The sequence below is a fragment of the Trinickia fusca genome (assembly GCF_003628145.1).
GTDB lineage: Bacteria > Pseudomonadota > Gammaproteobacteria > Burkholderiales > Burkholderiaceae > Trinickia > Trinickia fusca.
In genome coordinates, this window is the sequence record NZ_RBZV01000005.1 from 249,681 (window position 1) to 262,047 (window position 12,367).

Annotated in this window: 10 protein-coding genes; 9 read left to right on the top strand and 1 reads right to left on the bottom strand. The window is 64.5% G+C overall.

All coding sequences use genetic code 11. The features are described from left to right. Positions 1 to 7 precede the first annotated feature (7 nt). From D7S89_RS15205 to D7S89_RS15245, 9 genes are all read left to right on the top strand, one after another. On the top strand, positions 8 to 997 hold the full coding sequence (locus D7S89_RS15205) for a DotH/IcmK family type IV secretion protein (RefSeq protein ID WP_183085212.1): 990 nt from the start codon (positions 8 to 10) through the stop codon (positions 995 to 997). 2 nt (positions 998 to 999) lie between these two features. Next, positions 1,000 to 2,175 carry a DotG/IcmE/VirB10 family type IV secretion system protein gene (locus tag D7S89_RS15210; protein WP_121278525.1) on the top strand — a complete coding sequence of 392 codons (1,176 nt, stop codon included), beginning with the start codon at positions 1,000 to 1,002 and terminating at the stop codon, positions 2,173 to 2,175. A gap of 65 nt (positions 2,176 to 2,240) precedes the next feature. Continuing rightward, positions 2,241 to 3,515, top strand: a complete 1,275-nt coding sequence (locus tag D7S89_RS15215; protein WP_121278526.1) for a hypothetical protein — start codon at positions 2,241 to 2,243, stop codon at positions 3,513 to 3,515. Continuing rightward, a complete protein-coding gene (gene traQ / locus D7S89_RS15220; protein ID WP_121278527.1) occupies positions 3,515 to 4,048 on the top strand; it encodes a conjugal transfer protein TraQ in 534 nt (177 codons plus the stop codon). The genes D7S89_RS15215 and traQ overlap by 1 nt, the downstream gene beginning before the upstream one ends. Before the next feature lie 15 nt (positions 4,049 to 4,063). Next, entirely contained in the window at positions 4,064 to 4,639 is a 576-nt protein-coding gene (locus D7S89_RS15225; protein WP_121278528.1) for a hypothetical protein, read from the top strand. 25 nt (positions 4,640 to 4,664) lie between these two features. Beyond that, positions 4,665 to 5,450 (top strand): hypothetical protein, encoded by a 786-nt coding sequence (locus tag D7S89_RS15230; protein ID WP_121278529.1) that lies wholly within the window; start codon positions 4,665 to 4,667, stop codon positions 5,448 to 5,450. A 46-nt stretch (positions 5,451 to 5,496) separates the two neighbouring features. Further along, entirely contained in the window at positions 5,497 to 8,547 is a 3,051-nt protein-coding gene (locus D7S89_RS15235) for a hypothetical protein (protein ID WP_121278530.1), read from the top strand. Next, positions 8,544 to 9,083, top strand: coding sequence for a hypothetical protein (locus D7S89_RS15240; protein ID WP_121278531.1), 540 nt, complete (start codon positions 8,544 to 8,546; stop codon positions 9,081 to 9,083). The genes D7S89_RS15235 and D7S89_RS15240 overlap by 4 nt, the downstream gene beginning before the upstream one ends. A gap of 49 nt (positions 9,084 to 9,132) precedes the next feature. Further along, positions 9,133 to 11,397 (top strand): DotA/TraY family protein, encoded by a 2,265-nt coding sequence (locus tag D7S89_RS15245; RefSeq protein WP_245982932.1) that lies wholly within the window; start codon positions 9,133 to 9,135, stop codon positions 11,395 to 11,397. A 62-nt stretch (positions 11,398 to 11,459) separates the two neighbouring features. On the opposite strand, the gene D7S89_RS15250 is transcribed toward D7S89_RS15245, so the two are convergent. Then, positions 11,460 to 12,269 carry a helix-turn-helix domain-containing protein gene (locus D7S89_RS15250; protein WP_121278532.1) on the bottom strand — a complete coding sequence of 270 codons (810 nt, stop codon included), beginning with the start codon at positions 12,267 to 12,269 and terminating at the stop codon, positions 11,460 to 11,462. Between the last annotated feature and the right edge of the window lie 98 nt (positions 12,270 to 12,367).

Sequence of the window (12,367 nt, forward strand, 5' to 3'; positions counted from 1 at the left end):
GATGCTGATGAGCCGTTCGCTCACGAGACCGGTACTGGCCATCGCGCTGCTTGGCCTGACTCACATCGCGGCGGCGCAGATGGCGCGCCCCACCAACATGGCTGCCAACGGGGGCGCCGGCGACGCCTATGGGGCGGCGGCCGGTGGCGGTGCGCAAGGGGCAACGCGGCAAGGTGTGTATGCCAACCCGAACGCGCCGCAGCCTTTGCCGCCGTTGGCGCAACAGTCGAACGCCAATTTCGACGCCGCCGTCGACCTCGTTACGCCGCTTACGGGGCCGCAGATCCGCGCATTGCGCAAGCGCATCGACGACGCCAAGCGCGCGGCGTCGGCGAACCCTACGCGCCCGCCCAAGCCGGTCTATTCGGTGCAGACGGTGGACTTGTCGCCAGGGGCGCCGCCGCCGATCGTGCGCGTGAGCGACCTCGGCTCGGCCGTCACGTTCATCGACAGCGCGGGCGCGCCGTGGGACATCACCGAAGTCGACAACATGGCGAAGGGCCGCTTCGAAGTGTTGCGGCCCGTGCCGGGCGTGCCGACGATCACGATCACGGCGGCGGGTACGTATGTGGAAGGGGACGTGGCCGTGTTCCTGAAGGGCCTGTCGTTTCCGATCGTCGTGAAGATGATCGCGGGGCAGCGCGAGACCGACTATCGCCAGGACATCCGCATTCCGCGTCGCGGCCCCAATGCCACGGCGCCCGCGATGGCGACGCCGGCCATCGATTTGCCCGGCGACAGCATGCAGGCCATTCTCGACGGCACCGGGACTCCGGAGGCCAAACGCATCCGCATCGAAAACGGGCCGTCGGGCATGAGCGCATGGCAGATCGGCGAGCACATCCTGCTGCGCACGAACCTCTTTCTGAGCGACCCCGCTTATTACGGCGCGGTGACGGGCGCTGACGGCACGCATGTCTACGACATTCCCACGACGCCGGTCGTGACCGTCAGCGAGAACGGCGTCAGTCACAACATCATTCTGGACCTGGAGTAACGATGGCCGAGCAAGAGCGAAAGCTGCACCCCGGCTTCTTGCGCAATGCGAAGGTGATTGCCGCGATTACGGTCGTGGCGGCGGCCAGCGTTGGCGTTGCATTCGTCGCCATGAAGCATCGACCCGACAAGGCGAACGAGATGGACATTCCCTCCGTCTCGGCGCAAGGCGGCACGCCTTCGCCGGAAACGCCGCATTACACGCAAACGCTGAACAAGGCCAATCAGGAAGGGCTCGCGCAAGCGCAGAAGACCGGCGCGACGTTCATCCCGGCGTTCTCCGACCGCAACGCGCAGATCGAGCAGGTGCTCGAGCAGCGCGGCGATCCGGCGGCGCAGAAGGTCGACTTCCAGCATCCGAGCGGCATGGTTCCGACGCAGGCGGCACCGCTTCCGGGGCAGCCGCAAGGCGGACAGATCTCGCCGTTGCCATTGCCGTCGCTGCCGTCGCCGACCCAAGGGGTGGGCATGCAGGTTCAGCAGCTCGTCAATCAATGGGATCGGGCGCCGCAATCGCAGGAGGTCCTGGGGCTGCAAAAGGAGGCGCAAGCGGCGGCGGCATCGATGACGGCGGCGACCAGCGCGGCGCAAGCGGTGGCTGCGGCGCAGCAACAGGCAAGCAAAGTGGCGCTGATTCATGCGAGCGACAAGTTCTACGCCCACCTTGAAAACGCCATCGATACCGATGCGCCGTCGGATGTGCTGGCAGTGCTCGACCAAGGGCCCTGTAAGGGCGGCGAATTGATGGGCAACGGCAAGCTGACAGGAGAGGCCGTGACGGCTTCGTTCACGTCGATGCAATGTGGCGGCAGGACGATCCCGATCAATGCGGTCGCATTGAACGAGTCGACGCTGAGCAACGCGCTGCCGGCCGACCTCGATCACCACGTGATCGCGCGTGTGGCGGTGCCGGCGTTGCTCGGGGCGCTGAGCGCCGCGGGCAGCGTCTACAGCAACGCAGGCTCGACCGTCACGCAGAACGCGCTTGGCGGCACGACCATCGCGCAAAACCCGAATCCGTCGGCGCGCCAGCTCGAAGGCGCCGCGGTGTCGGGGGGCATGACCGGTGTGCAGGGCATGATTCAGCGCGAGGTGAACGCGGTGCCACCGGTGACCGGACGCGTGGAGATGAATACGCCGTTGCTGATCCTTTTCAAATCCGACGTGATCTTCCAATAAGGGCATTGGCGCGCTTCGATGTTTACGTATAATACGTGCGATACGCACTATGCGAGCAACGACAAATGAGCGAACAGGACCACTTCTCGAACGTGCTTGACGTGGAGGCACATGAAGAGCCGCACGAGCCTCACTTCGGCGCAGCCGATTATGCGGGCGCTGACGAGTATGGCGAATTCGGCAAGGAGCAAACGCAGGTTCAGGTGCCGAAGAAGGCCGTGCCCAAGCTGCTGCTGATCGCCGGCGGGATGGCGGTATTCGTCGTGCTCGGCGTGGGCTATCAATACTTCTTCGGCGCGAAGCACCAGAGCGCGGCGAACAACAACATGAACGCGTCGGCCGATGCGATCGATACGGGCACGGGTGGCAATCCTGCGACGGGCGTGCCGCCGCTGCCGCAAGGCGGCATGCTGGCGCACGGTCCGGCTACGCCTCCGCCGCTGCCGGCCGCGATGAACCCGTCGGCGTCGAACGCATTCGTGGCGGGTCCGGCTGTGGGTGGTTTGCAGCCGACGGCCTCAGGCGCAATCAATGGCGCTACGGCGCAACCTGCGGCGACTCCGGGTGCTGCGACGACAAGTTCGCCGCCGTCCGTCTTCGATGCCGCACAGACGCCTGCTGCGCCAACCGGGGTGTCGACGTCGCAGGCTGCCGCACCGGCGGCCGTGCCGACGAGCGCGACCGGCATGATGGCGTCGGCCGATGCCAATGCCCCTGCCTCGAGCGCCAACGTGGGGGAGGCGGCAAGCGCGCAGCCAGCCGCCGCGACACCGGCTGCGATCGGCGGTGCGAATGCCGCATCCGATCCGAAGGACCTCGAGATCGCGAAGCTGCAAGCCGAATTGAAGGCCGCGCGCGGGCATCACGAGAAAACGCAGCGGCATGCCGGCAAGCATGCGACGCGCATTGCGCACACGCATCTTCGTGCGAACACGAACACGGTTGCAGCTGCGAGTGATGCGAACGCGGCATCCGGCACCGATGCGGCAAGCGGTGCGAGTGCGAGCGCAAGCTCGGACGCCAATGCGAATACGAACGCGAGCGGTAGCGCCATGATTCAGGCTGCATCCGGCGCGGATGCAGCGTCGGCACCGCGTACGGCGAAAGGGGCGGCGAACCGTCATCACCCGCGCCACGCCGCGCGTGGCAAGCATGCGCGCGTCGAGGTGCTGGTCGGCTACCACATCAAGCAGGTCGTACCGGGGCAGGGCTGGATCGAAGACGAGCAGACCGGCAAGCAGCAGGTCGTTGCCGTCGGCGACAAGATCGGCCGTGCGGAAGTCATCAAGATCGATCCGGACAACTATCGAATCGATACGACCGCAGGGGTGATCCAGTAATGGACCTGATCAGCATCGTCACGAGCATTGCGGCCGACATCGTCGCGTTTCGTGCGCTCGCACAAGTGCTGGCTGTCGGCATCGGCATCTTCTATTGCGGGAGCGCCTTGCAAAAGGCGATCAAGAAATCGGCGTCGCCGGGCACGGACATCTCGGGGCAGAGCATCTTCGCGTCGTTCTTCATCGGCGCGCTGATCGTCAATTTCTCGGGCGTGATGGACAGCACGCTCGGCTCCATGGGGCAATCGGACACCACCTATGGCGACGTGATCTCCTACGCGAACCTCGCACAAACGGGCGCCTTTGCGCCTGCGATCACCGCGATTCTGACGATCATCTCGACGTTCGGGTGGTGGTACGCCCTGAAGGGCTGGACGATGTTACGGAAAGCCTCCAGCGGGGGCGGAGGAGGGGGTTACGAAGACTACGCCTGGAAAGGTTTCATTCACATCCTGGGGGGCGCGGCGCTTGTCAACATCAACGGCACGCTCGCGGCTTTTCAAGGAACACTCGGCATCAATCCACTCTTTTGACGGAGCAACCACACCATGCCTCAAGCAATTCTGATCAACCCGTTCGCACGCCTGCATCTGTATGCGACCGAGCACGCGCGCACGTTCATCGTCGGCGCGATGGTGCTGGCCGGCATCGGACGCCTGATGGTCATCAATCCGCCGCTGGCGATCGCCGCGGTGATCATGGTCGCCACCGCGCTCTGGCACGCTTCGCTGCCGGCCGCCACGCGTCTGTCGAACAAGCATCTGGCCTTCACGGCGCTGATGCTGTTCGCCGTCACGAGCCTCGTGTTCTCGGGCGTCGCCAATGCGCAGTCGAACGGCAGCACGCTCGGCGGCATGGCGACGAGCCTCAAGAACGACATGGGCGCGGTCTACAACATGATCATCTACGCGTTCTACGGCGGCGGCATCGTCAGCACGGGCATCGGCGTGAACAACGGCATCAAGAAGTCCAAGGGCGACCAGCAAGTGACGACGGGCTCGATCTTCGGCTACGGTCTCGGCGGCCCCGCACTGGGCATGATCGGCTACATCATGAACTCGGCTGCCGGCTCGATGGGCGCCAGCTCGAGCAACATGGACGCGATGCCGGCCAGCGCCCACTGAGGCTGGCCTTTCGCGAGACCCGAACATGGCTTCACCGTTCGATTCGAGCACCGGTCGCGTCGGGGACGCGTCCTCGGCGCGCGAGACCGGGGGCTCGAGCGACGACGCACGATCGGGGCTCGCCTCCCCCGATCGCGCGCTCGGCGCGAACTTCGGCGCGCGCCGCTGCCGCGACATCGTCTTTTCCGTCAAGCGCAAAGTCTGGCGGCAGGACGACGAGCGCCTGGAACCCGACGATGCCGACTATGCGCAAAAACGTCAGGCGCGCATGGCGGCAGGCGGCTATCGCTGCGTCTTCTGCGGCTTTCGTTCGCAGCACACGGAGCTGCATCACCGTAACGACAACCACGCCGACTCTCGCGACGACAATCTCGAGGTCGCCGATCCGCTGTGTCACGGCACCCAGCACCTCGGCCAGATCGGCGCGGATAAACACGGCATCTTCGTTCAGCTCGAAGGCATGCCGCAAGCCGAACTCAATCACTTGCAGCGGACGATCGCGGTCGTGCTCGAAATCGGCAGCGACGCCGAGAAGGCCGACGCGCGTGCGCTGCTTCAACATCTGGCGAGCCGTTCGCAGTTGGTGACGTCGGCCTGGGGCAGCGCCAACCCCTCCGATTTCGCCACGGCCTTGCACGCGCTGCACGAAGAGGATTCGGACAAGCGTGTCGGCGCGTTCGCCTCGCTGGCGCTGCTGTACCGTCCCGCGCGCTTTGCACAGTACGTGCGGCGGTGGATAGACGAAACCTACCGGTCGCTTCCGATCGCGACCTGGAAACACCTGTACGAACGCGCGCGTTCGGGCCGCTAGCGCTCGATGTCGCCCAGCGTCGAACCTAAGTGTCGGAGATCCATTCATGAGTGTCGTAAGCACCCTTCTCGAGAACGTCGAAGCCCTGATTGCCTGGATTTCGAGCCATGCGCTGGGCGCCGATCTGCCCGCTTATTGCCAGCTCGAAACCGCCATCGGGCTGGACCCGGACGATCCGCGGGCCAAGCAGATGGCGGCAATGGACCCGAAGGGCGCGCGGCCTTACATCCTGATCACGCGCCAGTGCGCGATGCTGACGATCTTCGAGCTGACGGGCTCGATGGACGTGGTCGGCGAGGTCGAATTCGAGCAGATCACCGACGATCTGCGGCGTGCCATGACCTCGTTTTTCCAGAAGGCGGGTCATTCGGTCGAGATCTCGTTCGAGCGCGATCCCGACATGATTCGCCATAAGGTGCGCAGCCTCATGCAGCCGTCGTACGACACGTGCGAGCGCGTGGGGCTCGACCTCAAGGACATGCTCGACGACCGTTGCGAACGCGTGGCTTCGCTGTGCTCGCACGAGTCGTGCTACGTGATGTTGTACACGCACCTGTCGTCGATGTCGGCAGACGAGCTCAAGCGCGAAATGGAAACGCACCGGCTGCGCATGAAAGAGCACAAGGTCCAGCCGATGCTCGAAGCGCAGTCGGTTACGGCGATCCTGAAGGGCCTGCTGAGCCGGCATGAAACGTTCGTCGACGCGATGGAGCGCGATTTCGTGCATGCGAAGCTGCACGTCGAGCGCATGTCGACGCACGACGCCGTGCGCGCGATCCGGCAGGCATACGATCGCCGCCGCACCGATTACAAGTGGCGCCCCGTGCTGCCCGGCGATCGCTTCACGCCGCGCAAGACGCGGAACGATTCGATCTCGGGCTTGTACCTGCCGAAGCTTTCCGAGCAGATGTGCTCGGGCAAGATCCGCACCGAGGGCGACTTCGTCTACGTCAACGGCGAATATCACAGCTCGGCGTACATGGAGGTCGGGCCGCAGGAAGTGCACGACTTCATGATGCTGTTCAACCGGGTCGGCAAGGAAATCCCCTGGCGCATCAAGTTCACGATCGAGCCGGGCGGGCTCGAATCGGCCAAGCTCAAGAATCTGGCCGTCAGCGTGATCGGCTTCATGGGCGGCACGAACAAGGCGATCAAGCGCTCGTTCGACGCACTCGAGCAGGCGCAGCGTGACGGCGAATGCAACGTGTCGGTCCGTATCACCGCCGCCACGTGGGGGCCCGACAAGAAGACCTGTGAAGACCGCCTCTCGGCGCTCGTGAGCGCGATGCAAGGCTGGGGCGTCGCGCAGGTCAGCACCGATACGGGCGATCCCATTCAAGGCCTTGCGTCGACGGTGCCGGCCTTCACCGACAAGTCCGTCGCGCCGCGCATGATTCCGCCGCTCAGCGATCTCGTGCGCCTGTTCCCGATCCAGCGCGCGGCCTCGCCCTGGTTCGCGGGCGGCTCGATTCTGCTGCGCACGCTCGACGGCAAGGTGTATCCGTTCCAGCCGAATTCGTCACTGCAGACCGCGTGGATCGATCTGATCTGGGCCATCATGGGCTCGGGTAAATCCGTGTGGCTCAATACGCTGAACCTCGGCGCGATTCTGTCGCCGGGCCTCAAGCGTCTGCCGCTGATCACGATCATCGACGTGGGGGTGAGTTCGAGCGGTCTCATCGAGCTGATCCAGAACGCGCTGCCCGACGATCGCAAGCACGAAGCCATCTACATTCGTCTGCGCAACACGGGCGAATATTCGATCAATCCGTTCGATACGCTGCCGGGTTGCCGCAGGCCGACCGCGTTCGACCGCGAGTTCCTGATTTCGCTGCTGACCGCGCTCGCTACACCGGTAGGACAGAAGCTGCCATACGCGAACTCCTCGGAGCTCGCAGGCATGGTCGTCGACGAAGTCTACGATCGCTATGCGACGCGTGGCTCGGAGAAGCGCTACGAGCCGACGGTCGATCCGTTCGTCGACGAGGCGCTCGCGCAGACGGGCTTCGTCGCCGACGAATACACGTCGTGGTGGGATGTCACCGATCATCTGACTGCGCGCGGCCACACACGTCCAGCACGCCTGGCGCAGCGTTTCGCGGTGCCCGTCCTGTCCGACCTGATCGAATCGCTGGGCGCCGAGCGCATCCGCAGCGTGTTCGAGCCGAAAGAAGACTCGAAGGCGCGCGTCGACAACGGCATGACGCTGATCGACGCGATGCGCATGGTCATCACCTCGGCGCTGCGCGATTTTCCGATCATCGCATCGCATACGCGTTTCGAGCTCAATGAGCAATCGCGTGTCGTTGCGCTCGACCTCGAAGAGGTGACACGCGGTGCGGGCGAGGACGGCGAGAAGCGCGCCGAAATCATGTACGTGTTCGCGCGGCAGATCGCGGCGCGCCAGTACTATCTGCCCGAGAGCATCGCCGATCTCGCGCCGCCGCTCTATCACGAAGCGCATCGCGTGCGCTACGAGGACATCAAGGACGAGATGAAGGCGATCTGCGTCGACGAAGTGCACCGTACGGCCGGCAAGAAATCGTTCCGACGCCTGCTGTCGCTCGATCGGCGTGAGGGCCGTAAGCACGGCATCCGCGTGTCGCTGGCGAGCCAGTTCATGGCCGATTTCGAAACCGACGGCGAGTCGATCACCGAGTCGGCGTTCTCGGCCTACATCATGAACGCGGGCAGTCCGAGCTCGCGTGCCGAGGCACAAAAGATGTTCGGCCTGTCGAACTCCGCGATGGCGGCGTTGCAACGCGACGTGCGCGGCGCCGGCAAGTTTCTCGTCTGGCACCAGACGAAGAGCGGCGTGGTCACGCAGGTGCTGCACAACGCGCCCGGCGCGATCGAACTGTGGGCGTTCTCGACGACTGCCAAAGACGTGGGGCTGCGGCGGCGGCTATACAAACGCACCTCGCCGGCCAAGGCACGCCGCATTCTGGCAAAGGAATTCCCGAGCGGCACGGCGGCGCAATACCTGGAAAGCCGTCAGGTCGAACAGGGCGGGCGCGACGACGACAACATCATCGATACCGTCGTGAACGAATTGGTCGTCAAGTACGGCCTCGAAAGAGCGGAGCTGGCGACATGAGCGAAAAGGAAACGGCGCAGCAGGCACCGGACAAACCGGGCAAGGCGGCGCGCGTCGCGCGCTCGGGCCTTTATCTGATTCCCGGGTATTCGGTCGTCAAGGCGGTGGCGTCGATGAAGGAGACGGCCGCTACGGGTATGCGCACGATCGTCGATCAGCACCGCGAGCTCGTCGCCCAACGCACGAATCCGCGCACCCGAACGTTCAGCGAGGCGCTGTCCTCGCGTTCTGCCGATGCGTTGCCGCTCGAGGCCATCGAGCGTTCGTGCGTGCGACGCAAGCAGCTCTCGATGGCCATTGCGTTCGTGAGCGTGAGCTTCGTGCTCGGCAGTGGCTTGGGGCGCAACTACTTCGGCATGTTCCTCGGTTTGCTGTTCGTCGCGTTCTGCTTGATGTTCGTGCTCAAGTTCGAGCATCGGCTCTGGCAGATCGAGCAGGGTCGGGCGTTCCCCGATGCACCGCTCGGCGGCTATGGGCAGTTCTTCGCCGTCGGCGGGGCGGTCAAGCGGCTGCTCGACCCGCACCTGGCACTTTGAGGCGCGGCTTGCATTCCTTCGTATCGCTAACCAAACGGACGTAGACCGCATGAACAGAATCGCAGCAAGGGCGCGCGCCATCGTCGCGTTGCTGGGGGGCTTCGCCGTGTCGGGCATGGCACTTGCCCAAACGATGTCGACACAATCGATTTCGAGCATCACTAGTGCGGCCTCGACGGGCACCGACAAATCGATGTCGGCCCTGCAGCTCATCTACGGCGCCATCGCGACGAACCCGCTCTCGGGCGGCGGCACGGCGGGCGGGGCGACCTCGGGCGGCCTCATCTCGCAGGTGTTCCTGGTGCTGAACTCGTGCATTCTCGCGGTCGGCGTGATATGGGCGATGTATCACTTCGGTTCGGCGATGATCGCCACCGGGCAGGACGGCGAATTCCTCGGGCAGAAGAAGTCTTCGCCGTGGTTCATCATCCGCATGGGCGTGGGCTTCACCGGGCTCGTGCCGATGTTCGGCGGCTATTGCGGCGCACAGATCATCATGCTGTGGGGCACGATGATGGGCGTAGGCATCGCGAACCTCGCGATGTCGGCGTCGATCAGTGTCTTGACGAGCGGCGGCTCGCTCGTGGCGATGCCGATCGTGCCCGAGGTGACGGCGCTGTCGCGCTCGCTGTTCGAGGCGAACCTGTGCGCGGCCTCGGCCAACCAGGCCGTCATGAATCTGCCTGCCGATGCGAGCGTCAACGCCGACAACGTCCAGGCCGAGATATTCACTGCCAACTCGAGCGGCAGCAGGGTCGTGCTGACGAACGGCAACGGCTTGTCGTGCGGCGGCGCCGAGATCAATGCGAATGCAGCCGATGGGGCGTCGTCGAGCACGACGTCGATGTCAGGCCTCAACGCCTACTCGAACGATATGAGCGGGATGCAGGCGTCGTTGCTCACCGCGCAGCAGAACGCGCTTGCCACGATGCAGGCGACGCTTGCGAGCGCGGCACAGACCTACGTCTCCGCGGTGAACAGCCAGACGCGCCCGCCCGATCCGCAGACCACGATCGACAACGCGGCACAAGCCTATCAGCAGCAGATCCAGACCGAGCTCAGCAACGAAAATAGCGCGTTCGCCGCGATGGCTCACACGATCGAGGCCAATCTGACGCGCGACGGGTGGATCATGCTCGGCTCGTGGTACCAATCGTTTGCGCAGGCGAACACGCAGCTCGCGGAGTTGGCCGCTGCCGTTGCCACGGCCGTGACCGGCACCGATCCTGCGAACCTGCCGTACCCGCAGCTGTATCGCAGCGTGATGGCCAGCTACGCGCAGCAGATAGACGAGGATGCGTCGACGACGCCGGCCGATGGCTCGATGTCGACGGCCAGGGCGATCGGCAATCTGTCTTCAGGCATGAACGATCCGCAATCCGTCCTGGCGCGGACCTTTCCGGGCAAAAAGCTCGTGCAGGATTTGATGGTGCTGATGGCAAGCGGCCAGGGCGCGAATGGCGGCCTGCCGTTGAATCCGTTGATGGCGATGAAGAGCGTCGGCGACGACATCATCGATGCGGGCGGCTCGATGCTGGCTACTTACGCCAGCACGGGGTCCGATGCATCCGATCTCGGCAAGCTCACGGCTGGCATATCGGGCATGATCGGTCAGAAGGCGGCGTCGAAGCCGGACCAAGGTCCCACGCTCAGTGCGCTGCAGCCGTTCGTCGTCGCCATCGTCATCTCGCTGTTCTTCTTCGGCGTGATGTTGTCGATCTACATGCCGATGCTGCCGTTCATCGTCTGGTTCAGCGGCGTGATCTCGTGGTTCATGGTGGTGGCGGAGGCGATGGTCGCGTCCCCATTGTGGGCGATGACACACCTCGACGGCGACGGCGATGGGCTCGGGCAGCGCACGCAGCACGGCTACGTGTTCCTGCTCAACGTGATGTTGCGGCCGGTGTTCATGGTGTTTGGTTTCCTGTTGGCTGGCGCGAGCGTCGTCGTGCTCGGCATGCTGCTCAACTCGATGTTCTGGGTGGCGATGGAGAACGCTCAGTACAGCTCGACACGGGGCATCGTGATGATCATCGGCTTCGTGGTGCTGTACGTAGGCATGTGCCAGACGCTGTGCAACACAGCATTCAGCCTGATCCATGTGATTCCCGACAACGTGTTTTCGTGGATCGGGGCGCATATGGCCGGGGCAGGCACAGGTTTCGAGGACAAGGTGCGGAGCGGCTTCGACAGCAGTGCCAGCCAAGGCCGCGGCGATGCGAGCCAGATGCGATCGGGTGGCAAACCGCCCGTCCACGGCCCGGGCAGCTCCGCGGCCGGCGCCGCGAAGGGGGGCGCGATCAGCGGGCATTGAGGTTGTGTGCGGTGCCTGCGCGAGGCGCGGGCACCCGCGTCAAACGAGGCGCGCGGCGGACGTCATGTCCCCGCGCGCTTTGCTTTTTGGGCGGGCTTGAGACTCGCAGTCTTGGTACGGGGCTTGGTAGCGCGTTTTTCGATGCCCTTCGTGGTGCTTTTCGTCGCGCTCTTGGTTACGCGCTTTGCCGTGCCCGGTTTCGCCTGCTTGGTCGGTGTCGCCAGCTCCTCGTGTGGCGCCGCGCGGGCGGCACGCGTTGCTTTGGCAGGCGCCTTGGTCTTGCCGCTCAGCGACGCGAACGCCAGGTGCTCGTCGTCGAACAACTGCAGCGTACCCACGGCGATGACTTCGGCCGGCCCGGCGCCGACGTTCATGACGCGATGACGCCGCTGCGCGTTGAAATGCAGCGAATCGCCGGCCGAGAGCAGATAGTCTTTCTTGCCGAGCGTATAGCGCAGCTGTCCCGACAAGACGTAGACGAATTCGTCGCCGCCGTGCGCGACCCACTCCGAGCTGTAGCCCTCCATCATCACTACTTTGACGGCATTGAGCAGGCTGCCTTCGAACGTCGTCGAAAGGCGTTCGTAATGCTGGCGCATCGGCCCGACCGCGTACGACTCGCGGCGGCCTTCGTGAGAATCCGGGTGTTCCTGGCGCGGATGTTCGAGCAGCGCACCGAGCGGTACGTCGAGCGCTTTGGCGACGTTCGCAAGCGACGAGATCGAGATGCCCGTCAGATTGCGTTCGACTTGCGACAGAAAGCCGACTGAGAGATTCGATGCCGTCGCGACTTCGAGCAGCGTCATTTTCGATTCGCGGCGCAAGCGCCGAATGCGCTGACCAATGCGATTGATGTCCGAATCCGAATCCATGTGTCCCCTTGGAGACGGCTGCCTCGTGGGCGAGCCGGTAGCGGGACGCAGATGGCGTCCCGACGACGATGCGGCGCATTGTACCGTGCGGTACAGCG

Coding starts and splice junctions, on each gene's coding strand:
- D7S89_RS15205 (WP_183085212.1), top strand. CDS start 8: ATGAGCCGTTCGCTCACGAGACCGGTACTGGCCATCGCGCTGCTTGGC.
- D7S89_RS15210 (WP_121278525.1), top strand. CDS start 1,000: ATGGCCGAGCAAGAGCGAAAGCTGCACCCCGGCTTCTTGCGCAATGCG.
- D7S89_RS15215 (WP_121278526.1), top strand. CDS start 2,241: ATGAGCGAACAGGACCACTTCTCGAACGTGCTTGACGTGGAGGCACAT.
- traQ (WP_121278527.1), top strand. CDS start 3,515: ATGGACCTGATCAGCATCGTCACGAGCATTGCGGCCGACATCGTCGCG.
- D7S89_RS15225 (WP_121278528.1), top strand. CDS start 4,064: ATGCCTCAAGCAATTCTGATCAACCCGTTCGCACGCCTGCATCTGTAT.
- D7S89_RS15230 (WP_121278529.1), top strand. CDS start 4,665: ATGGCTTCACCGTTCGATTCGAGCACCGGTCGCGTCGGGGACGCGTCC.
- D7S89_RS15235 (WP_121278530.1), top strand. CDS start 5,497: ATGAGTGTCGTAAGCACCCTTCTCGAGAACGTCGAAGCCCTGATTGCC.
- D7S89_RS15240 (WP_121278531.1), top strand. CDS start 8,544: ATGAGCGAAAAGGAAACGGCGCAGCAGGCACCGGACAAACCGGGCAAG.
- D7S89_RS15245 (WP_245982932.1), top strand. CDS start 9,133: ATGAACAGAATCGCAGCAAGGGCGCGCGCCATCGTCGCGTTGCTGGGG.
- D7S89_RS15250 (WP_121278532.1), bottom strand. CDS start 12,269: ATGGATTCGGATTCGGACATCAATCGCATTGGTCAGCGCATTCGGCGC.